Source organism: Alishewanella agri BL06, assembly GCF_000272005.1.
Lineage (GTDB): Bacteria > Pseudomonadota > Gammaproteobacteria > Enterobacterales > Alteromonadaceae > Alishewanella > Alishewanella agri.
In genome coordinates, this window is record NZ_AKKU01000015.1 from 147,642 (window position 1) to 168,179 (window position 20,538).

Here is a 20,538-nt window from a genome sequence, read left to right on the forward strand (position 1 = left end):
ACTGATGACTGCACTGTGCCGCGTTCTGGCCGCGCTGTTCCTGCTATTAAGTCCGCTGTTAAGCTATGGCGAAATACTGCTGGTTCAAAAGCAAGCCTTTGAAATCGCCGACTTTACCACCCAGTCAGGCAAAACGATCAGCCCGGTACGGGTTGGCTGGGAGGCTTACGGCACGCTGAATGCTGACAAATCGAACGCCATCCTGATTACCCACTTTTTCTCGGGTACCTCCCATGCTGCCGGCAAATATCAGCCGGAAGACGCGGTAGTCGGTTATTGGGATGCCATTATTGGCCCGGGTAAAGCTATTGATACTAATAAGTTTTATGTGATCAGTGTCGATACCCTCGTCAACGCTAATGTGTTTGATCCCAATGTGATTACCACTGGCCCGGCAACCATTAACCCCGCCACGGGCAAACCCTGGGGGCTGAGTTTCCCGGTGGTGACTATTGCCGATTTTGTCGAAGTACAGCGCCAGCTGCTAGACAGCCTGGGGATCCAGAAATTACACGCAGTTATTGGCGCTTCGATGGGCTCCTTTCAGGCGATTGAATGGGCGGTTCGTTATCCGGAGCGGGTTGAACGGCTGATCCCGGTGATTGGCAGTGCCTATCTGGATGCCTGGGCCGCAGTGCGCTTAGAGCGCTGGGCCTATCCTATTAAGCAGGATCCGGCCTGGCGTGACGGGAACTACTATGAGCATGGCCAACCACGGCAGGGTTTAACCACGGCGGTCGCCTATATTACTCAGGATGCGCTCTATCCCACAGCTTTTAATCAGCGCTATCCAGCACCAGCCAGTGCTGCAGCGCCACATCAGGATATCCGTGCTCCCTTTTCAGCCTGGCAGCAGCTGATGACGCAGGCGGCGGAACGCAGCAAACTGCAGGATGCCAACCATATTCTGTATCTGGTACGCGCCTCGCAATTGTATCGTGCTGGTATGGGTGATAACTGGCAACAAGCGCTGCAACAGGTTAAAGCGAAAACCCTGTTCCTACCAGCCAGCGGCGACCAGTTGCTGCTACCGACGATGTCGCAGCACAGTGCCGCTGCTATGCCACAGGCAGCACAGGTGCAATATGCAGAGATCCCCGGTGACTATGGGCATCTGGACGGCGTCTTTAATATTCAGGCGGTGAGTGCCAAGATCGCAGCTTTTCTGAACTAACCCTCAGCCGCAACTTCGATGCTGAGATAATTTTTCTTCCTGGCGGTGCGGCTTGGCTTAGCGCACCTTTTTTTCAGTTTAAACCACTGACCGCGCCGAGGGTGCGCGGAAACAGCACCAGATGGTCTAAATCCAGGCGGATGCCGATCTGCTCACCAATAGCATGGTTATGATGGCTGAGTGCCAGACAGTAGACCAGCTCACCACCAGTAAGCGCCAGCGTATACAGAATATGTGAGCCACGAAAGGCTTTATCGGCAACAGTGGCCTGAATCGCACTTTCATCGTCGTGCACGATATCGTCCGGCCGGATCAGGACATCGACATGGTCACCGGCACGCACATCTGGCAGATAGCGTTGGCGGAAAATCCCCAGACAGGTTTCTACCCGCTGCTCATCCAGCATCACGCCGGGTAACATCACGCCGCGACCAACAAAGTCAGCGACAAAACGGCTGGCAGGGCGGTGATACAGCTCATAAGGCGTCGCCCATTGCTGTAGCTGACCATGTTGCATCACGCCAATCATATCGGCCATGGCAAAGGCCTCAAACTGATCATGGGTCACCAGCACGGCGGTGATTTGCAGTTGTTTTAAAATCTTGCGGATATCCCGCGCCAGCACTTCACGAAACTCGGCATCTAAACTGGAGAAGGGTTCATCCAGTAGCAATACCTTTGGCTCTGGTGCCAGTGCCCGCGCCAGTGCTACCCGTTGTTGCTGGCCACCGGATAACTGATGAATATAGCGTTGCCCCAGATCAGGCAAGCCAACCAGTTGTAGTAACTGCTTTACCTTGGCGGCTTTTTGCGCCTTGCTATGCTGCTGTAATCCAAAGCTGATATTGTCAGCCACCGTTAAATGCGGAAACAACGCAAAATCCTGAAACACCATCCCAACTTTGCGCTGCTCGGGCGCTTGCTGCTGTAAAGCGGTACTGACCGCTTGCCCTTGCAAACGGATTTGACCACTTTGCGGCGCTTCAAAACCGGCAATCGCCCGTAAAATGGTGGTTTTACCGCAGCCTGAGGGCCCGACTAAACAACCAATCTGCCCCTCAGCCAGCGACAGAGTAATATCTTTCACCACGGTATGCGGGCCATAAGCGATGGCCAACTGCTCTAATGCCAACATTAATCTGTTCCTCGCATCCGACGCTCGGTGGAGCGCGCCAGTAAAATCACCGGCAATAAACCGACCAGTACAATGGCCAGTGCCGGTAACGCCGCATCTGCCAGTCGTTCATCCGACGCCAGCTCATGAGCCCGCACCGCCAGGGTATTAAAATTAAACGGGCGCAAAATCAAGGTCGCGGGTAACTCTTTTAACACATCGACAAACACCAGCAACAGCGCGGTTAGCACACTGCCGCTAAGTAACGGCACATGCACCCGGCGCAGTACCTGTAACGGACTTAGCCCCATCGAGCGTGCCGCATTATCCATATTCGGTTTAATCCGTTCCAGTCCTGCTTCAATGCCGTGCAGTGATACGGCTAAAAACCGCACGCTGTAAGCCAGTAACAACGCCAACAGGGTACCGGAGAGCAGTAAACCGGTGCGCACGCCAAACCACTGCTCCGCCAGTAAATCGACATTACGGTCGAACCAGGCCAGTGGAATCATCACACCAATGGCGATAACGGTACCTGGAACGGCATAACCCAGCGCCGCCAGTTGTACCGGTAAGCGCACGACCGGATCGCGACGTAAACGTTTAGCGTACGCAAAGAGTAATGCCAACACTACCGATAGCACTGCCGCCAGCGCTGCCAGCGAAAAGCTATTCCATACCAACTGCCAGAACGTCTCATTCAGGGTGCGTTGCCAGTTAGCCAGTGCCCAGCTTAATAAACGCCAGGCGGGTAAGATAAAGCCAAACAATACCGGCAGTAAACATAACAGCAGTAAGCCAAGCTGACGCAGCGGCCCGACTTTACGCAGTGCAGCAGCGCTATGTTTCTGCCCCTGATAAAAGTAACGGATTTTGCGTCTGGACCATTTCTCCAGTAACAGTAGAAATAACACGAAGCTGGTCAGCAGCGCCGCCAGTTGCGCTGCCGCCTGGGCACTGCCCATACCAAACCAGGTGCGGAAAATACCGGTGGTAAAGGTTGGTACGCCAAAGTACTGAACTGTGCCATAGTCGGCAAAGGCTTCCATCATTGCCAGCGCCATGCCGGTTAAAATGGCCGGCCGGGCCAGTGGTAATGCTACCCTCCAGAAATGCTGCCGCGGTGTCATACCAAGCGTGCGGCTGGCTTCCAGCAAAGACGCCGATTGTTCAGCAAAGGCGTTACGCGCCAGCATATAAACATAGGGATAAAGCACCAGTGCCAGCATCAGAATAGCGCCACCGAGTGAGCGGATCTCCGGAAACCAGTAATCACCGTACGACCAGCCGAACCAGCTGCGCAGCTGTGTTTGCACCGGGCCGGCAAAATCCAGCATGCCGGTATAGGTGTAAGCAATAATATAGGCCGGCATCGCCAGTGGCAGCAGCAACAGCCATTGCAGGTAGCGGCGGCCAATAAATTGATACTGACTAATCAGCCAGGCACTGCCGGTACCAAGGAACAGCGCCCCCAGACCAGTACCACCGGCAAGCAGCAAAGAGTTAACCACATAGTCGGCCAGCACCGTTTGGCGCAGATGCCGCCAGATCTCGGTTTGCGGTTCCAGCCAGCTGGCAAAGATAATAATAACAGGCAGGGCTAATAGTAGCGCGGGCAGTAATACTGCCCAGCGCCAACGATCAAATAACAGTGATTTTAGCAAGGGGTTAGCCCCCCTTGCTCTGGCGGTATAGTGTTAGCGCCAGCCAGCACGATCCATAACGCGGATTGCCTCGGCATTGAGTTCACCTAACTGCTCCAGCTCTAAATTGTCTGCTTTAAAGGTGCCAAAACCTTCGAGAAGCGTGCTGATTTTCACATCAGCGCGGATTGGATATTCATGGTTCGCTTCAGCATACCAGTGTTGCGCTGCCGGCTGTACCATATACTCCAGCAATGTTACCGCATTCTGCTTGTTTGGCGCAAAAGTCGCCACACCGGCACCAGAAATATTGATATGAGCGCCATTACCCTGCTGATCCGGCCAGAACACTTTGACTTTAGACGCTGCGGCCTGTTCAGCCGGGTCAGCCAGCATACCAGCCAGGTAGTAAGTATTTGCTAAGGCGATATCACACACCCCGGCTGCCGCCGCTTTAATCTGATCGCGGTCGCCACCACGTGGTGGCTGGGCAAAATTGGCAACCAGACCCTTTGCCCAGGCTTCTGCCGCTGCTGCGCCATCATGGGCGATTAACGAGGCAACATGTGACTGGTTATAGACATTATTGGATGAACGCACACAAATCTTGCCTTTCCACTTCGGATCGGCCAGATCAGCCATGGTTGATAACTGCTTCGGATCGACCTTACCTTCAACATACATAATAGGCCGGGCGCGCACGGTCAGGCCATACCACACGCCAGCCGGATCACGCAGATTAGCCGGGATCTGTTGTTGTAAGGTGTCAGAGGATACGGCCTGCAATACGCCTTGCTGCTTAGCGCGGGCTAACCGGCCAACATCGGTGGTTAACAGCAGATCGGCCGGACTATTGCGACCTTCGCTGCTGATGCGGGTGATCAGCTCATCAGCATTGCCGGTAATTAAATTGACCTTAATCCCGGTTTCGGCAGTAAATTTGTCCAGTAACGGTTTGATTAACTCCTCCTGTCGGGCGGAGTAAACATTCACTTCAGCCGCAAAAGCAGCACTGGTGTGTAAGGCACAGGATGCCAGGCTAGCGGCAACCAATAACAGCATTTTATTCAGTTTCATCACAGCTCCGCACTAGGTAAGAACGATTGCGCACATCTAAACATAAACAAGAACAATTCTCAATAAGAAACTTTGCGCTGCTGCAACTTTTCTATCAAACTAACCGCTAAACCTATCGTTATGGGCTTGAAAATCCGGCACATGGCGCTGGTAGTCCTGCTGGTACAAACTGGAATGGATAATAAAGTCTGCGGTGGCGATATTACAGGCCACCGGAATATTCCAGACCACTGCCAGCCGGATTAATGCCTTAACATCCGGGTCGTGCGGCTGGGATGACAGCGGGTCCCAGAAAAAGATCAGCCAGTCGATTTGCTGCTCGGCTATTAAAGCACCGATTTGCTGGTCACCGCCGAGCGGACCACTGGCCAGACACTGCACCGGCAGTTGTAAACGCTCACCAATCAGTTTGCCGGTGGTGCCGGTTGCCACCAGCTTTTTATCCGCAAAAAACTGACGGTGTTTGGCGATCCAGTCCAGTAAAGCGGCTTTTTTGCCATCATGCGCGACCAGCGCTATCGTTTTCATTTTTTCTGACTCCTTTTATCAGCACAAGCTATCTAACTTGTTCATGCCTGGCCTAATGCGCCGGTGAGTCAGATCGCTACCGGAGCTCAATCCAACGCTTTCTTATGTCGTTTTTCCTGATACATTGACTGATCTGCAAGATTGATCAGCGCTTCAAAGTCAACCGCATCCTCCGGATAAAGACTAACACCGACACTGACACGAACCGCTTTATCAAGCGACAAATTACCAGCAATTGCGGCAACATTTTGTTGTATCTCAGTAATGATACGCTGAATATCGGCTACATTTTCAATATCATTTACCAACAAAACAAACTCGTCGCCGCTAAAACGGCAAGCGGTATCATCTTGCCGAATTGAGCGGGTTAATGCATCAGCAATCGCAATTAAGCAGTTATCACCTGTCTTATGACCATAGGTATCGTTGATATATTTAAAATCATTGACATCAATAAAAATACAAGCACAGCTTACCTGACTACTCTGGCGTTGGCGTTGCAACACAAACTGTTCAAAACGATCTTCGAGCAAGGCGCGATTGGGTAGGCCGGTGAGGAAGTCGTAATGCGCCATTTTTTTGTACTTTTTATGCTCGTGAATGTGACTGGTGATATCCGAGAAGATTGACACAAAATTAGTAATGATGCCCTCTTGATTGCGCACCGCAGACAAAGACAACCAGCAGACGTAATACTCACCGTTTGCTTTTCGGTTCTTAATTTCACCACTCCAGTGTCCGTGTTCAAATACCGCTTTCCAGGCTTTTTCGAGGGTGGCCTCTTCATTAAGATCTCGCCTCAGAAAATCAGGCTTTCGATAAAGAATATCAGCGACAGCAAAACCAGTACTTTCTACAAATGACTGGTTTACTGCCACTATGTCATCATTAACATCGGTAATCATAATGGCTTCACCACTATGCTCAAATACTGAGGCATACAACTCAGTTAACGCAGAGCTTTGCTGCAGTGGATAAAAAATAACAGCAAAGAGTGACTCAGAGGAGGCTTGCCGCACAATATGTAACGTGAAATACTGCAACGCACCCAAGGCAACATCGACAGTTTTATGTCCGGAAACACTCAAGTCACTGTTAGTAACAATGAGAGTGACCTGATGAAGTAACGCATACTGAGTGCCAGGCGGTAAGTGACTAAAGGCAGTATTCTTCGCCTGAATCGCGCTGGTCTCATCCACTATTAACGCTGGCAAGTTCAACCATTCAAGTTTAACTTCGATCACATCACGCATGTTGCCCCCTCCACTGGAACCATCAGCATATCACTGCAACAGTTGACTAACTAGTGGTACTGATTTACTCGTCCGCACGTCTTTGTTCGCGTGTTTTTGCAAAATGAATATCGGGGAATCGCTCAATCATCAACTGCAAACTCGCTTGTGTCGGGGCGAGATAGGTTAAATTTCCGTTACCGTCCAGAGCCAATGCCGAATTATTTTTTTGGATAAACTGCTGCATAGCTCTGGGATTTTCGGAATATACCCAGCGGGCCGTTACAATTTTCACTGGCTCATAGATTGCATCCACGCCATATTCTACCATTAAGCGGTGAACTACCATGTCAAACTGTAAAACACCAACTGCGCCGACAATGAGATCGTTATTCTGTTCAGGACGAAATAATTGAACCGCGCCCTCTTCAGCCAATTGCATCAGTCCTTTGAGTAGCTGTTTTTGCTTTAACGGATCTCGAAGTCTGATCCGCTGGAATAACTCAGGCGCGAAGTTAGGGATCCCAACAAAGTGAAATTGTTCACCACAGGTAAAAGTATCACCAATCTGAATAGTTCCATGGTTATGTAAGCCAATGATATCCCCTGGATAAGCCTCCTCCAGATGGTCGCGCTCCCCCGCCATAAAGGAAAGAACTTGAGGAACCAGAACATCTTTGTTCAACCGCACATGATGTAGCTTCATACCTTTAGCAAAGCGTCCGGAACACACACGCATAAAAGCTATTCTGTCACGATGTTTCGGGTCCATATTCGCCTGAATTTTAAATACAAAACCCGAAAAAGCCGATTCAATAGGTGATACTAATCGCTTATTGGTTTTTCTCGGTTGGGGAGGCGGTGCCCAAGCCGTTAATCCATCCAGCATATGGTCAACACCAAAATTCCCCAAGGCAGTTCCAAAAAATACTGGTGTTAATCGACCGGCCAAAAATTCGGACAAATCAAAGGAGTGACTCGCCCCTTTCAGAAGCGTAATTTGCTCACGTAATTCATCCGCATAATATCCGAGTCTTATCTTTAATTCAGGGTTGTTTAAACCTTTAATAACCCGTATCGGTTGAATTGTATGGCCCTGCCCTGATTGATAGAGAATGGTCTCATCACGTAATAGGTGGTAAACCCCTTTAAACTCTTTACCAGATCCCACTGGCCAGGTAATGGGCGCGCAGGCTATGTTTAACACGCGCTCAACCTCATCTAAAAGATCAATAGGATCGCGAATATCTCGGTCCATTTTATTGATAAACGTAATAATTGGTGTATCCCGCAGCCTGGTCACTTCCATCAGCTTTACTGTGCGCTCTTCAACACCTTTGGCAGCATCAATTACCATTAAACAAGAATCAACTGCCGTTAATGTACGATAGGTATCCTCCGAAAAGTCTGCATGGCCTGGCGTATCAAGCAGATTGACCAAACAATCTGCATAAGGAAACTGCATCACAGACGTCGTTACCGAAATGCCGCGCTCTTTTTCCATCTCCATCCAGTCAGAGGTAGCATAAACTCCTGATTTCTTTCCTTTTACCGTCCCTGCTTTCTTAATTAGCTTACCGTACAAAATGACTTTTTCGGTAATGGTTGTTTTACCCGCGTCCGGGTGCGAGATAATTGCAAAAGTACGGCGCTTCGCTACTTCACTCTCAAGTTCAAAATCAGTCATCGTGGTTCAACCTGTAATAAAGATAAAACGGTATTGCCCGGGATTTCGCCGGATAACTCACTGATACGTGACTAAATCGGATTTTCCGCGCGTTGGGCTAATCTGCAATGCTCAAGACCGGCGTTGCGACCAGCCTGATAGCCAGCCTCTAACAGGGCAAGGTTCTGGCAGAAACGACCAACCGCAAATGGCGTAGGAGGGGTAATAACATGAATACGGCAATCTGATGGCGGGCTAGCAATAAAATCCAAAGCCTGGTTATAACGCGAAGCCCGACTAAGAACAGCAGTAAACAACCAGGGATATTGCCTGAATAGCGGTTTCATTAACCCCGGAAAACGACTGCTTCGTTTTCTGTAACCGTAAGGTTGTGACAAAATGACGGTAATATCTCGCGCACCCATCTGGTAAGCTTTGATAACCGGAATCGAGTCTGCCAGCCCCCCGTCGGTCATGCATTCGCCATTGATCGCGGGGAAGTCGCGGTAAGCCAGAGGTATGGCACAGGATGCGGGAAACAACTGATGCATATTGTTTTCTGTCACTTCGAAATAACAAGCCTGCCCGGTTTGCACACTGGTGGCCACAACGAATAGCGGAATTTGCTGCGCAAGATAGTGGCTAAACGTTAACGGCACCTCATCATAGGAGGCATGCCATAGCCAACTCACGTCACAAAAGTGACCGCCTTTTAGGTAGCGGCGCCAGTTAATAAAGTCATCCCTACGGGCGTGATCGAGCAAGATTCTTCTACTACGACCATGGTCGCCAGATAAATATCCAATTAAATTAGTGGAGCCTGCAGACACGCCTATTGCAAAATGAAAAGGGTTAAATTGTTGCTCAATAAAAGCGTCTAAAACACCTGCGGCGAAGATGCCTCGCATCGCGCCACCCTCCACAACTAACGCGGTTTTGGTGGGCTTATTCATCATACCTCCCGTTAATGCGATGTAGCCTAGCATAAGCCTCGGCTAATTTGTAGCTGGACTTTTAAACAAAATGTGCTAAAATACGGCAGTTTTCATGATTATTTCAATCGGTGTTTAGGCCGGTTAAGAGAAGGCTCAGACCAGTGTAAGTATCCCCGCTTCTTTTCACTTCTTTATCAAGTTTTAGCAGCCGACCGGCTGCACCACGCTTTACATAAAAAATCTGAGCAAGAGGAGCGCCCATGCCTACAGCAATGGCACAATCGCGTCCTGCATTTTTGTTGCCGGAATCGACTCTACACCAATACTTTATTGAATTATTAAACCTGGCTGGGATAGAACCTGGCGGTAGCGCCCCCTGGGATATGCAATTAAATGCGTTTAATGTCCCGGAACGGGTTTTTGCTGATGGTAACCTTGGTTTGGGTGAGAGCTATATGGATGGTGACTGGGATGTGCCGCGATTAGATGAATTTATTTACCGTATACTTCGCAGCCGTTTACCCGAGAAAATACAACCTCCAAGACTCCTGCTACAAGCATTAAAAGTAAAACTCTTCAATCGCCAAACACCAAAACGTGCCCGACGGGTCGGTGAGCAACATTATGATTTAGGCAATGATTTCTACGCCGCCATGCTAGATAAACGGATGACTTACACCTGCGGGTATTGGCAAGACGCGGTCACATTAGAGCAGGCTCAAGAAGCCAAACTTGACTTAATTTGCCGGAAATTACAATTAAAACCAGGTATGAAAGTGCTCGATATCGGCTGTGGTTGGGGCAGTTTTATGACATACGCCGCGCAACACTACGGTGTACGCTGTGTCGGTGTAACCATTTCCAAAGAACAGGCCAACTGGGTTAATACCTTGTACAGTCACCTTCCCGTTCACGCCCGACTGCAGGATTATCGTGACGTTAATGAGCCATTTGACCGTATCGTAAGTGTGGGCATGTTCGAGCATGTGGGACGTAAAAATTACCGTCAGTACATTGAGGTTGCACACCGCTGCCTGAAAGACGAAGGTTTGTTTTTACTGCACACCATTGGCAAAAATCAACGCAGCAGCCATACCGATCCATGGATAGATAAGTATATTTTCCCTAATGGCGAATTACCGGCGCTTGGGCAAATATCCGATGCAGCCCAAAGATTGTTTGTCGTAGAAGACTTACATAACTTTGGTGCTGATTATGACAAAACCCTGATGGCTTGGTATGTAAACTTCGAGCAAAACTGGCCACAATTTTCGGCCCGACTCGGGCCACGCTTTTTCCGGATGTGGCGTTATTACTTACTTTCCTGCGCAGGCGCCTTCCGAGCCCGCGATCTTCAGCTTTGGCAATGGGTGTTAAGTAAACACGGTGTTGTCGGCGGCTACCAGCGCGTCAGTTAACCAAATAAAAGAGGACAATCATGCAAACAATTACTGTAATTAAAGGCGATGGTATTGGGCCCAGTATCGTAGAAGCAACGCTAAGGATACTGGATAAAGCTGGCTGCGATTTTCACTATCAGTATGTCGACGCAGGCTTGGCGGCAATGCAAAACTATGGCGAGTTACTACCAGCAACTACACTCGATGCTATTGCAAATAACAAAATCACCTTAAAAGGCCCACTTACCACTCCTATCGGAGATGGATTCACCTCAATTAACGTTACGCTTAGAAAAAAATTCAACCTTTACGCTAATGTTAGACCTGTAAAATCATTCACCGGTACCAAGGCTCGCTACGACAATATAGACATTCTAACAATTCGCGAAAACACGCAGGGCATGTACTCAGGTCATGGTCAAAAGATCTCTGCAGACGGAGAGATTGCTGAAGCGACAAGCATTATAAGTCGCGAAAGTTCGGCCAACATTGTCGAATTTGCATTTGAGACCGCAAGACGCGAGGGGCGGAAAAAGGTTACTGCATTACACAAAGCAAATATCTTAAAAAGCACCTCGGGTTTATTTTTAAAAACAGCCCGCGCCGTAGCCGAACAGTATCCTGAAATTGAATTTAACGAGATGATCATCGACAACGCCTGTATGCAGCTTGTGATGAACCCACATCAATTTGACGTTATTGTTACAACCAATCTGTTTGGCGACATCATCTCTGATTTGTGCGCTGGACTGGTTGGCGGTCTGGGGATGGCCCCTGGCGCCAATATCGGTCACGACTGTGCAATATTTGAGGCTGTACATGGCAGCGCTCCTGATATTGCGGGCAAGAATCTGGCTAATCCCACCTCAGTGATCCTGGCCGCTATCCAGATGCTGCGCTATATGGAGATGCACGTCATTGCCGATAGAATTCTGTTGGCACTCACAGACGCGATTGCCAGTGGCGACCGCAAGACCCGCGATTTAGGGGGTAACGCCGGCACAGATCAATTTACACAAGCCATCATCGATCGTCTTTGATTTACTCTCCTGAGCCTACCGGCACATGGATGCGCCGCTTTTTACTAAAGGGTAAATTTATATGCATCAAGAAGATATCGCGCTTTATAGCGCCATGCAAACGATAAAGTTACGACAGTTGCTGACCATGCCGCTACGTAAGTTTCGTCACGAGTCAGAATTTGCGGCCTTTGTCCGTGGTGAGATGAAACGACTCTACAAAAACCAATCACTCTCACGCCGCACCTTAAAATACTTTGACGACGTGCTCTGCCCGACCCGGAGTGGTTTTATTCCGCGCTGGCAAAATCGGTTTCAACGCTATCTGGAAATTCAGGCGATTGTTAGTGCCTGCAAAGATAAAACGACAGAGCAACGACTGCAGTTGTTCTTTACCGCAATGAAAAATCAAGATTTTGCGGTACAGTTCGGTCATAGTGACCAGTTAGAGTTTGATGAGGTTGAATCGGCCAAAGTCTTGAACCAAGGTTTTGTTGGGATGGCACAGTCCGAGGTTGAAAAACTACAACGTAATGGCCTCAGGGAAGATACTTACCTCACCTACTATCTGGGCGCCGATGACGAAAATGCTGAACTGCGGCTTACCCGCAGCCTGCAAAGTTTGGGCTTTAACTTTTATTTCGATGCCGCTAGCAATAACGGTAAGCTAGAGCGCGGCATTTTCGCTTATATTGTTGTAGTGAGCTTTGCAGAACAATTGCTGCCAGCTCGGCACCAACCACCAGGCGATAAAAAAGTGGTCATCCAATCGATGCTAGCCACGCAGACAAAAGTCGCCTAGGCTGATGGCATAAATAAACCGCAGAAAATATGGCGTTAACGCATTTTTATGCCCTAAAAACAGACTTTAACTGGTTTCTAGTCGCATAAACCACTATAATACCGCGCTTCAAATATTGTAGCGTTCATTTTTTATTCAATGAGGATCGGCCGGTGTAATTAAACAACACATTGAAAAATTGCTAATAAAGTTGAGAGTTGGGAGCCAGTACATCAAAAGGCGCAACTTTAGTGCAATTTATGCTGTGTTGTCCCAGTTATTACCGTGTTTTTTACTTATTGGATATTTTATGTTGAAGTCTATTCAGCAGAATTGGTTCTCTAATATCAAAGGGGACTTTCTTGCTGCCATCGTTGTAGCCCTGGCACTGATTCCTGAAGCCATTGCCTTTTCCATCATTGCTGGCGTCGACCCGAAAGTGGGCCTGTATGCGTCTTTTGCAATCTGTTTAATTATTTCCTTTACCGGTGCCCGCTCCGGTATGATTTCTGCTGCAACCGGCGCTATGGCGCTGTTAATGATTATGCTGGTAAAAGAGCATGGCCTACAGTACTTGCTGGCAGCAACCCTATTAACCGGCGTAATCCAGATTGTTTTTGGCCTGTTTAAACTGGGTGACCTGATGCGTTTCGTATCACGCTCTGTCGTCACCGGCTTTGTTAATGCGCTAGCCATCCTCATCTTTTTGGCGCAATTACCGGAATTGAGCGGCACCTATGGCTCAGTGACGGTTTACGGCATGACAGCTTTAGGTCTGGCCATTATTTATTTATTTCCGTATGTCACCAAGGCTATTCCATCACCACTGGTATGTATCGTTGTTCTCACCGTTATTGCGACCTATTTTGGCTTTGATATCCGTACCGTTGCCGATATGGGCGAATTACCAGACAGCTTACCAATCTTTTTGTGGCCAGATGTTCCGCTTAACTTTGAAACTCTGCAAATTATCTTCCCTACATCATTAGCGCTGGCGGTAGTCGGGATTTTAGAGTCGCTAATGACAGCAACCATTGTGGACGATTTAACAGATACCAACAGTAATAAAAATCGTGAATGTGTTGGTCAGGGTGTTGCGAATATAGGTTCAGGTTTAATTGGTGGTATGGCTGGCTGTGCGATGATTGGTCAGTCAATTATTAATGTACAGTCAGGCGGCCGCACCCGGCTTTCGACCTTACTGGCAGGCGTTATCCTTTTGGTTATGGTGGTGTTTTTAGATAAGTGGGTTGGTATGATCCCGATGGCGGCATTGGTAGCCGTAATGATTATGGTGGCTATTGGTACCTTTAGTTGGGGATCAGTAAAAGATCTGACGAAAAATCCCAAAAGCTCTTCGGTCGTCATGATTATGACGGTTATCGTTGTAGTGGCAACCCACAATCTCGCTTATGGTGTTTTAGTTGGTGTTTTACTCAGCGCGTTATTCTTTGCCAACAAAGTCGGGCAAATTTTGTACATCGGTTCCAGTCTGTCGAAAGATAGTCATGAACGCACTTACCACGTTATTGGCCAAGTGTTTTTCAGTTCGAGCGAGCAATTTGTTAACGCTTTCGATTTTAAAGAAGCCGTTGAAAAAGTAACTATTGATTTGAGTAAGGCGCATTTTTGGGATATCACTGCGGTTAGCTCACTGGATAAAGTGGTGATTAAATTCCGCCGTGAAGGTACCGATGTTCAGCTGATTGGGCTGAACGAGGCCAGTGCAACGCTGGTAGACAAGTTTGCTGTACATAACCAGCCTGATGCGGTTGAAAAACTGATGGGCCACTAGGAGAACCAATATGAGCAGAAAAGTACTGGCGTGTATCGACGCCTCACCCTATGCACAAGCGGTATGTGACTATGCGGCCTGGGCAGCTAAAAAGCTTCAAGTTGCGATGTCGGTGATTCATGTTCTGGACAATGCAGATAAAGCAGTACATACCGATTTTAGCGGTAGCATTGGTCTGGGAAGCCAGGAAGCCTTATTACAGCAGCTGGCCGAATTAGATGCACAACATGCAAAATTGGCGTTACAGCGTGGTCGTATTATGCTTGATGCCGCTAAAGCCCGCGCCGAAGCAGCAGGTGTAAAAGAGGTAGACGAGCGTCTGCGCCATGGTCAGTTGGTTGAAACTCTAGCCGCGCTGGAGGAAGAAACCCGTTTGTTGGTGCTCGGAAAACGCGGTTTCACCAGTGCCGACGCTCACGGTCATATTGGCCTGCACGTCGAGCGAGTGATCCGCTCCTTGCACAAACCCATTCTACTTACGCAGCAAAGTTATACTGAACCCAAAAGCATCATGCTGGCTTTTGATGGTAGCGCTACGGCATTGAAAGGTCTGGAAATGCTAGCTGCCAGTCCACTGGGTAAAGGCTTACCGGTTCATTTGGTGATGGCCAGTGCCACTACGGCGGCTACTGAAGCACATATGGAGGCTGCAGCCGGCATTCTTCGTAATGCAGGTTTTGAAACCAAGGTTGCAATTGTTGGCGGAGAGCCCGAAGAGGTGCTGCATCAGTACCAGCAACAGCATAATATCGATTTGCTGGTAATGGGGGCTTATGGTCATTCCCGTATCCGCCAATTTATTGTTGGCAGTACTACCACTGCCATGATTAGCAAGGCCAAGTGCAGCTTACTGATCCTGCGTTAATGTCGTCAGGCCCGGTGCAATGCCGGGTCTATCGTTTTTGTCATACGTGAGTAGTTAACTTAATCATGCGAAACTTCATTATTTTGCTTAGCGTAACCGCTGCGCTGCTATTTACCCCCAGCGCTTTTGCTGCCGTTGGCGGCCTGGATCTGACTGCCAGCCTTACCGGCTTTATCGCTATTGGCATCTTTGTGCTGGCCTATGCGCTGGTCATGCTTGAAGAGAAAATACACCTACGCAAATCTAAACCGGTACTTGTTGCAGCAGGCATTATCTGGGCGATGATCGGTTGGCAATATGTACAGGCTGGCATGCCGGCAGAATCCGAAGATGCATTTCGCCACACCCTGCTTGAGTTTGCCGAATTGATGCTGTTTTTACTGGTCGCTATGACCTACATTAACGCCCTGGAGGAGCGCCGGCTGTTTGATGTACTACGCAGCTGGATGGTGCGTAAAGGTTTTAGTTATAAACAGTTGTTTTGGATAACCGGCATATTGTCGTTTTTTATCTCACCGGTCGCAGACAATTTGACCACGGCGTTGTTAATGTGTGCCGTAGTGATGAAGGTGGCAGAGGGCGATAAAAAATTTATTAACCTGTGCTGTATTAATATCGTAATAGCGGCAAATGCCGGCGGTGCCTTTAGCCCCTTTGGCGATATTACCACCTTGATGGTGTGGCAAGCCGGGCTATTAAACTTTGCTGAATTTTTAGTGTTGTTTGTACCGTCAATGGTGAATTATCTAATCCCAGCCATCATTATGGGCTTTTTTGTTGAAAACCGTAAACCGGTGGCTCTGGAAGAAGATATTGAGCTTAAGCGCGGTGCGCTGCGCATCTTAACCTTATTTTTGCTTACTATTGCTACTGCGGTTGCTTTTCATACGGTGCTACATTTACCGCCGGTTCTGGGCATGATGACAGGCTTGGGCTATCTACAATTTTTTGGCTATTTTTTGCGCGTCACGCTACCAGGCTCACTGGCGCGAAAAAGAGCACTGGCCGAGCGTGAGGGCGACATGGAGCGCATCCGTGCTTTGGGCCAGGTTGTACCCTTTGATGTATTTAGCCGGGTTTCACGCGCCGAATGGGACACCTTGCTGTTTTTCTACGGCGTTGTGATGTGCGTGGGTGGACTGGGTTTTATTGGCTACCTTGCACAAATGTCAGACTTACTCTACACCCAATGGGATGCCACCTGGGCGAATGTGGCGCTGGGCGTAATTTCTGCGGTAATCGATAATATACCGGTGATGTTCGCCGTACTGACCATGCAGCCTGACATGTCTCATGGCCACTGGCTGTTAATTACGCTTACCGCTGGTGTTGGCGGAAGCTTGTTATCAATAGGGTCAGCGGCAGGCGTTGCTTTAATGGGCCAGGCTCGAGGGTATTACACCTTTGCCGGCCATTTAAAATGGGCGCCGGTAATTCTGCTTGGTTATATCGCCAGTGTCCTTACGCATCTATGGCTGAATGAGGCTAGCTTTAGTGTGTTCGGCATCAGTGGTTAGCAGTTGATTAAATCATACTGGATCTTCACAACCCGGCAGTGGCCATTGCTGGGTTTTGGGTTTGCTACTGTATTCTGGGGTAACTTAGGCCAGTCGTTTTTCATTAGCTGGTTCGGTGCTGATTTTCAACAAAGTTTCGGTTTATCGGCGGCAGATTATGGCTTGATTTATGCTGTGGCGACTCTGTGCAGCGGCTTACTAATAATGGCATTGGGCGGCCAGATTGACCGTCTACCGCTGGGCCTCTTCACGGCACTGGTGGCAAGTGGTTTAGTCGCAGCCTGTTTGCTGCTATCTAAAGCCGACAACTTAATGGTATTTGGCATGGCACTGTTTTTACTACGGCTGTGCGGTCAGGGCCTAATGCCGCACACTGCACAAACTACGATGGCTCGCTATTTTGTGGCCGATCGCGGTAAGGCATTAAGTGTGTCTGCCAGCGGCGTACCGGCCGGTGAAGTGCTACTGCCGACTATCGCTGTGTCGCTGATTGCCACTTTCGGCTGGCAGCAGAGCTGGTTATGGTTGGCCCTGAGTGTACTGCTGTTGTATGGCCCGTTAAGTGTGTATTTACTGCAAAAATCGACTACACAACGGAGTGTAAACATCGAGACGACAAGCACGACAGCCATTGCTCTTAGCCGACGACATGTATTGGCCGATAAACGCTTCTGGCTTATTCTACCGGCCATCCTGGCAGGGCCCTTTATGGTTACCGGTTTATTTATTCAACAGCACTATTTGCTGACGGAGAAAAATTGGTCTACCACTCTGCTAGCGACAGGTTTTGTGCTGTACGGCATTACGCACTGGCTCAGTGCGATGTGGGCCGGGGCCCTGGTAGATCGCTTTAGCGCACGGCGCTTAGTGCGTTTTGTAATGCTACCACTGTGTCTGGCACTCTTTGCACTGGCCATGCTGAATGGTAACTGGCTGGCACCGCTGTTTATGGCCATGCTAGGTCTGGCGATTGGCTGCGCCCATCCAGTGTTTAGTGCTTTATGGGCGGAGGTCTATGGTATCGCCAATATTGGGGCCATCCGCTCGCTAGCGACATCTATTATGATGCTGGCCACTGCTGCCGCGCCATGGGTTTTTGGCCTGTTTATCGACAGTGGCATCGCCGGTAGGCAGTTTTTTTCCTTACTGGCGCTTAGCGTCATATTCGCCGCGCTTAGCGCCTGGCAGGCGTTTGGCCCCACCACGCCTGCTGGCAACCGTTAATATTGAAGGAGCATTATGCGCTTGATAACCTGTTTAAAGCATATTCAGCCAAAAGCTGAGCATACTATGGCTGAGCGCATCGCTACCCGCGCCATTGTGCTAAAAGGTGAGCAAATATTGCTGCTTTATACCCGCCGTTATAACGATTATAGCCTGCCGGGCGGCGGTGTTGATGCGGGTGAAACACTGCAGGACGCGCTGGTACGCGAATTAGGCGAAGAGACCGGCGCTCAGCATGTTCGCGTGCTTTCCGAGTTTGGAATGGTTGATGAATACCGACCTTGGTACCGTAATAATATTGACGTGATGTTTATGCGCTCATACTGCTATTTGTGCCAGCTCGAAGGCGAGCTTGGTACACCCCAGCTGGAGGATCACGAGCAGGCCAACGGAATGCAGGTGCGCTGGGTAAACATCCATGCTGCCATAGCACACAATAAAGCCGTCATGGCCAGCGAAGCCGCGACCACCGGCTTATCCATAGTGCGCGAAACCCTGCTGCTTGAAACCATCGCGGCGGAGTGTTTAACTGGCTGCATCGCCTAAATACAGCAAAACAGCCTGAAGCTATGTTAAGCAAAAATCAAATCAGTCAGTTAAAGCAGCAATTGTTAACCGAACAACACAAGCTGCAGCAAGAAGCGGTACAGGCGCTAGACAGCAGTGCCACCGTGCAGCTGGATCAGCAAAGTGTGGGCCGCCTCTCCAGAATGGATGCGCTGCAGGCACAAGCTATGGCACAAGAGCTGGCCAGACGCCGCACCCGACAATTGCTTGAGATAGCCGCAGCTTTAAAGCGTATCGATACTGGCGAATATGGCTTTTGCGAGGATTGCGACGAATCCATCAACGCTGCCCGCCTGCATATTAATCCTGCTTGTCGTTTTTGTCTTAATTGTGCCGATAACCATTAAAAAAAACGCCCCGACAAGCGGGGCAAAACAACCAAGGTCCACGTATAACATCATTATTGGTCAGGTGTCAGGCGGCACACTGTGTCTGGCCTGACGACCTGTAACCACATCATTCTTTGCGCGCTGGCTTAATTTGCCTCAACAATGCGTTTCATTGCTGTCATATAGCCGCGTAATTTTTTACCTACCACTTCCACCGGATGCTGGCGGATGGCTTCATTGACGGCAATCAGCTTCAGGTTATCGACACCATTCTGACTGCTGCTTAAACCCTTACCGATATATTCACTGCTTAAACTATTTACCTTATCGCGCAGCAAAGGCACTGCAGCATGGGCAAACAGGTAGTTACCGTACTCCGCCGTATCCGAAATCACCACGTTCATTTCATACAAGCGCTTACGGGCGATAGTATTCGCAATTAATGGCGTTTCGTGCAGCGACTCATAGTAAGCCGACTCTTCGATAATGCCGGCATCGACCATGGTTTCAAAGGCCAGCTCGACTCCAGCTTTTACCATCGCCACCAACAGGATGCCACGGTCAAAGTATTCCTGTTCGCTGATCTGCTCGCTGGATACCGGCGCCTGTTCAAAGCCCGAGTCACGGGTTTGCTCACGCCAGGTCAGCAGATTTTTATCATCATTAGCCCAGTCTGCCATCATAGTGCGGGAGAACTCGCCACTGATAATGTCGTCCATATGTTTTTCAAACAGCGGACGTAAGGTGCCTTTTAACTCTTCTGCCAGATCATAGGCTTTAATCTTGGCCGGATTGCTCAGCCGGTCCATCATATTGGTGATGCCGCCGTGCTTTAAGGCTTCGGTTACGGTTTCCCAGCCATACTGAATCAGTTTGGCGGCATAACCGGCTTCCATCCCATCGGCAACCATCTTGTCAAAGGCCAGAATCGCGCCGGTTTGCAGCATGCCACACAGAATGGTCTGCTCGCCCATCAAATCGGATTTTACTTCGGCAACAAAGGACGACTCCAATACCCCGGCCCGATCACCACCTGTCGCTGAAGCGTAGGCTTTGGCAATTTCCAGCCCCTGACCTTTAGGATCGTTCTCCGGATGCACTGCTATTAAGGTAGGTACGCCGAAGCCACGCTTATATTCTTCCCGTACTTCGGTGCCAGGACACTTAGGGGCCACCATAATCACCGTAATATCAGGCCGGATCTGCTTACCCTCTTCGACAATGTTAAAGCCGTGCGAGTAAGCCAGGGTCGCGCCCTGCTTCATTAGCGGCATAATGGCATCCACTACGCTGCTATGCTGCTTATCCGGGGTCAGGTTTAACACCAGATCGGCACCCGGAATTAATTGCTGATAAGTGCCGACAGTAAAACCATTGCTACTGGCTTTCTGGTACGAAGCCCGCTTTTCGGCGATGGCCTCATCACGCAGCGCATAGCTGATGTTTAACCCTGAGTCGCGCATATTCAGACCCTGATTCAGGCCCTGCGCGCCACAACCGACGATCACAATATTCCAATCTTTGATAAAGCTGCAGCCGTTAGCGAACTCAGCTTTGTCCATAAAGCGGCATTGGCCTAACTGGCGTAACTGCTGGCGTAAATTTAAGGTATTAAAGTAATTGCTCATCGTCAGTTCCAACATTCGTGCTGTGGCTGTTGCCAACAGGAGCA

18 protein-coding genes are annotated in these 20,538 nt (G+C 49.3%); 10 read left to right on the forward strand and 8 right to left on the reverse strand.

Going from position 1 to position 20,538, the window contains the following annotated elements; all coding sequences use genetic code 11:
* Positions 1 to 4 precede the first annotated feature (4 nt).
* A complete protein-coding gene (locus AGRI_RS08725; RefSeq protein WP_008984585.1) occupies positions 5 to 1,174 on the forward strand; it encodes an E22 family MetX-like putative esterase in 1,170 nt (389 codons plus the stop codon).
* Between the two features lie 73 nt (positions 1,175 to 1,247).
* Here AGRI_RS08725 and AGRI_RS08730 read toward each other — a convergent pair whose 3' ends face one another.
* The 7 genes from AGRI_RS08730 to AGRI_RS08760 form a co-directional block, all read right to left on the reverse strand.
* Positions 1,248 to 2,309, reverse strand: coding sequence for an ABC transporter ATP-binding protein (locus AGRI_RS08730; RefSeq protein ID WP_008984586.1), 1,062 nt, complete (start codon positions 2,307 to 2,309; stop codon positions 1,248 to 1,250).
* A complete protein-coding gene (locus tag AGRI_RS08735) occupies positions 2,309 to 3,952 on the reverse strand; it encodes an ABC transporter permease (protein WP_008984587.1) in 1,644 nt (547 codons plus the stop codon). Before AGRI_RS08735 ends, AGRI_RS08730 begins: the two co-directional genes overlap by 1 nt.
* Positions 3,953 to 3,985: 33 nt before the next feature.
* The gene (locus tag AGRI_RS08740; protein WP_008984588.1) at positions 3,986 to 5,008 is read right to left on the reverse strand and encodes a Fe(3+) ABC transporter substrate-binding protein; all 1,023 of its coding nucleotides are present in this window, start codon (positions 5,006 to 5,008) and stop codon (positions 3,986 to 3,988) included.
* Positions 5,009 to 5,107: 99 nt separating this feature from the next.
* A complete protein-coding gene (locus AGRI_RS08745; RefSeq protein ID WP_008984589.1) occupies positions 5,108 to 5,536 on the reverse strand; it encodes a methylglyoxal synthase in 429 nt (142 codons plus the stop codon).
* Between the two features lie 86 nt (positions 5,537 to 5,622).
* Positions 5,623 to 6,789 (reverse strand): sensor domain-containing diguanylate cyclase, encoded by a 1,167-nt coding sequence (locus AGRI_RS08750; RefSeq protein ID WP_008984590.1) that lies wholly within the window; start codon positions 6,787 to 6,789, stop codon positions 5,623 to 5,625.
* Positions 6,790 to 6,853: 64 nt separating this feature from the next.
* Positions 6,854 to 8,455, reverse strand: a complete 1,602-nt coding sequence (gene prfC, locus AGRI_RS08755; protein WP_008984591.1) for a peptide chain release factor 3 — start codon at positions 8,453 to 8,455, stop codon at positions 6,854 to 6,856.
* Between the two features lie 71 nt (positions 8,456 to 8,526).
* A complete protein-coding gene (locus tag AGRI_RS08760; RefSeq protein ID WP_008984592.1) occupies positions 8,527 to 9,387 on the reverse strand; it encodes a patatin-like phospholipase family protein in 861 nt (286 codons plus the stop codon).
* A 254-nt stretch (positions 9,388 to 9,641) separates the two neighbouring features.
* Here AGRI_RS08760 and cfa point away from each other — a divergent pair, with 254 nt between their 5' ends.
* The 9 genes from cfa to AGRI_RS08805 all read left to right on the forward strand — a co-directional run bounded on the left by cfa (position 9,642) and on the right by AGRI_RS08805 (position 18,884).
* Entirely contained in the window at positions 9,642 to 10,787 is a 1,146-nt protein-coding gene (gene cfa / locus AGRI_RS08765) for a cyclopropane fatty acyl phospholipid synthase (RefSeq protein ID WP_008984593.1), read from the forward strand.
* Positions 10,788 to 10,807: 20 nt separating this feature from the next.
* Positions 10,808 to 11,809: an isocitrate dehydrogenase gene (locus tag AGRI_RS08770; RefSeq protein WP_008984594.1), complete on the forward strand. Its 1,002-nt coding sequence runs from the start codon at positions 10,808 to 10,810 to the stop codon at positions 11,807 to 11,809.
* 61 nt (positions 11,810 to 11,870) lie between these two features.
* Entirely contained in the window at positions 11,871 to 12,590 is a 720-nt protein-coding gene (locus AGRI_RS08775; RefSeq protein WP_008984595.1) for a hypothetical protein, read from the forward strand.
* 289 nt (positions 12,591 to 12,879) lie between these two features.
* A complete protein-coding gene (locus tag AGRI_RS08780; protein WP_008984596.1) occupies positions 12,880 to 14,364 on the forward strand; it encodes a SulP family inorganic anion transporter in 1,485 nt (494 codons plus the stop codon).
* A gap of 10 nt (positions 14,365 to 14,374) precedes the next feature.
* A complete protein-coding gene (locus AGRI_RS08785; RefSeq protein ID WP_008984597.1) occupies positions 14,375 to 15,229 on the forward strand; it encodes a universal stress protein in 855 nt (284 codons plus the stop codon).
* Between the two features lie 65 nt (positions 15,230 to 15,294).
* On the forward strand, positions 15,295 to 16,746 hold the full coding sequence (gene nhaD, locus AGRI_RS08790; protein ID WP_008984598.1) for a sodium:proton antiporter NhaD: 1,452 nt from the start codon (positions 15,295 to 15,297) through the stop codon (positions 16,744 to 16,746).
* 3 nt (positions 16,747 to 16,749) lie between these two features.
* Positions 16,750 to 17,970 (forward strand): MFS transporter, encoded by a 1,221-nt coding sequence (locus tag AGRI_RS08795; protein WP_202800794.1) that lies wholly within the window; start codon positions 16,750 to 16,752, stop codon positions 17,968 to 17,970.
* Between the two features lie 15 nt (positions 17,971 to 17,985).
* A complete protein-coding gene (locus AGRI_RS08800) occupies positions 17,986 to 18,516 on the forward strand; it encodes an NUDIX hydrolase (protein ID WP_008984600.1) in 531 nt (176 codons plus the stop codon).
* A gap of 23 nt (positions 18,517 to 18,539) precedes the next feature.
* Positions 18,540 to 18,884, forward strand: coding sequence for a TraR/DksA family transcriptional regulator (locus AGRI_RS08805; protein WP_008984601.1), 345 nt, complete (start codon positions 18,540 to 18,542; stop codon positions 18,882 to 18,884).
* Positions 18,885 to 19,012: 128 nt separating this feature from the next.
* Here the strand turns inward: AGRI_RS08805 and ilvC are convergent, their stop codons facing one another.
* Complete coding sequence (ilvC, locus tag AGRI_RS08810; RefSeq protein ID WP_008984602.1) at positions 19,013 to 20,494, reverse strand: ketol-acid reductoisomerase; 1,482 nt, start codon at positions 20,492 to 20,494, stop codon at positions 19,013 to 19,015.
* Positions 20,495 to 20,538: the final 44 nt, after the last annotated feature.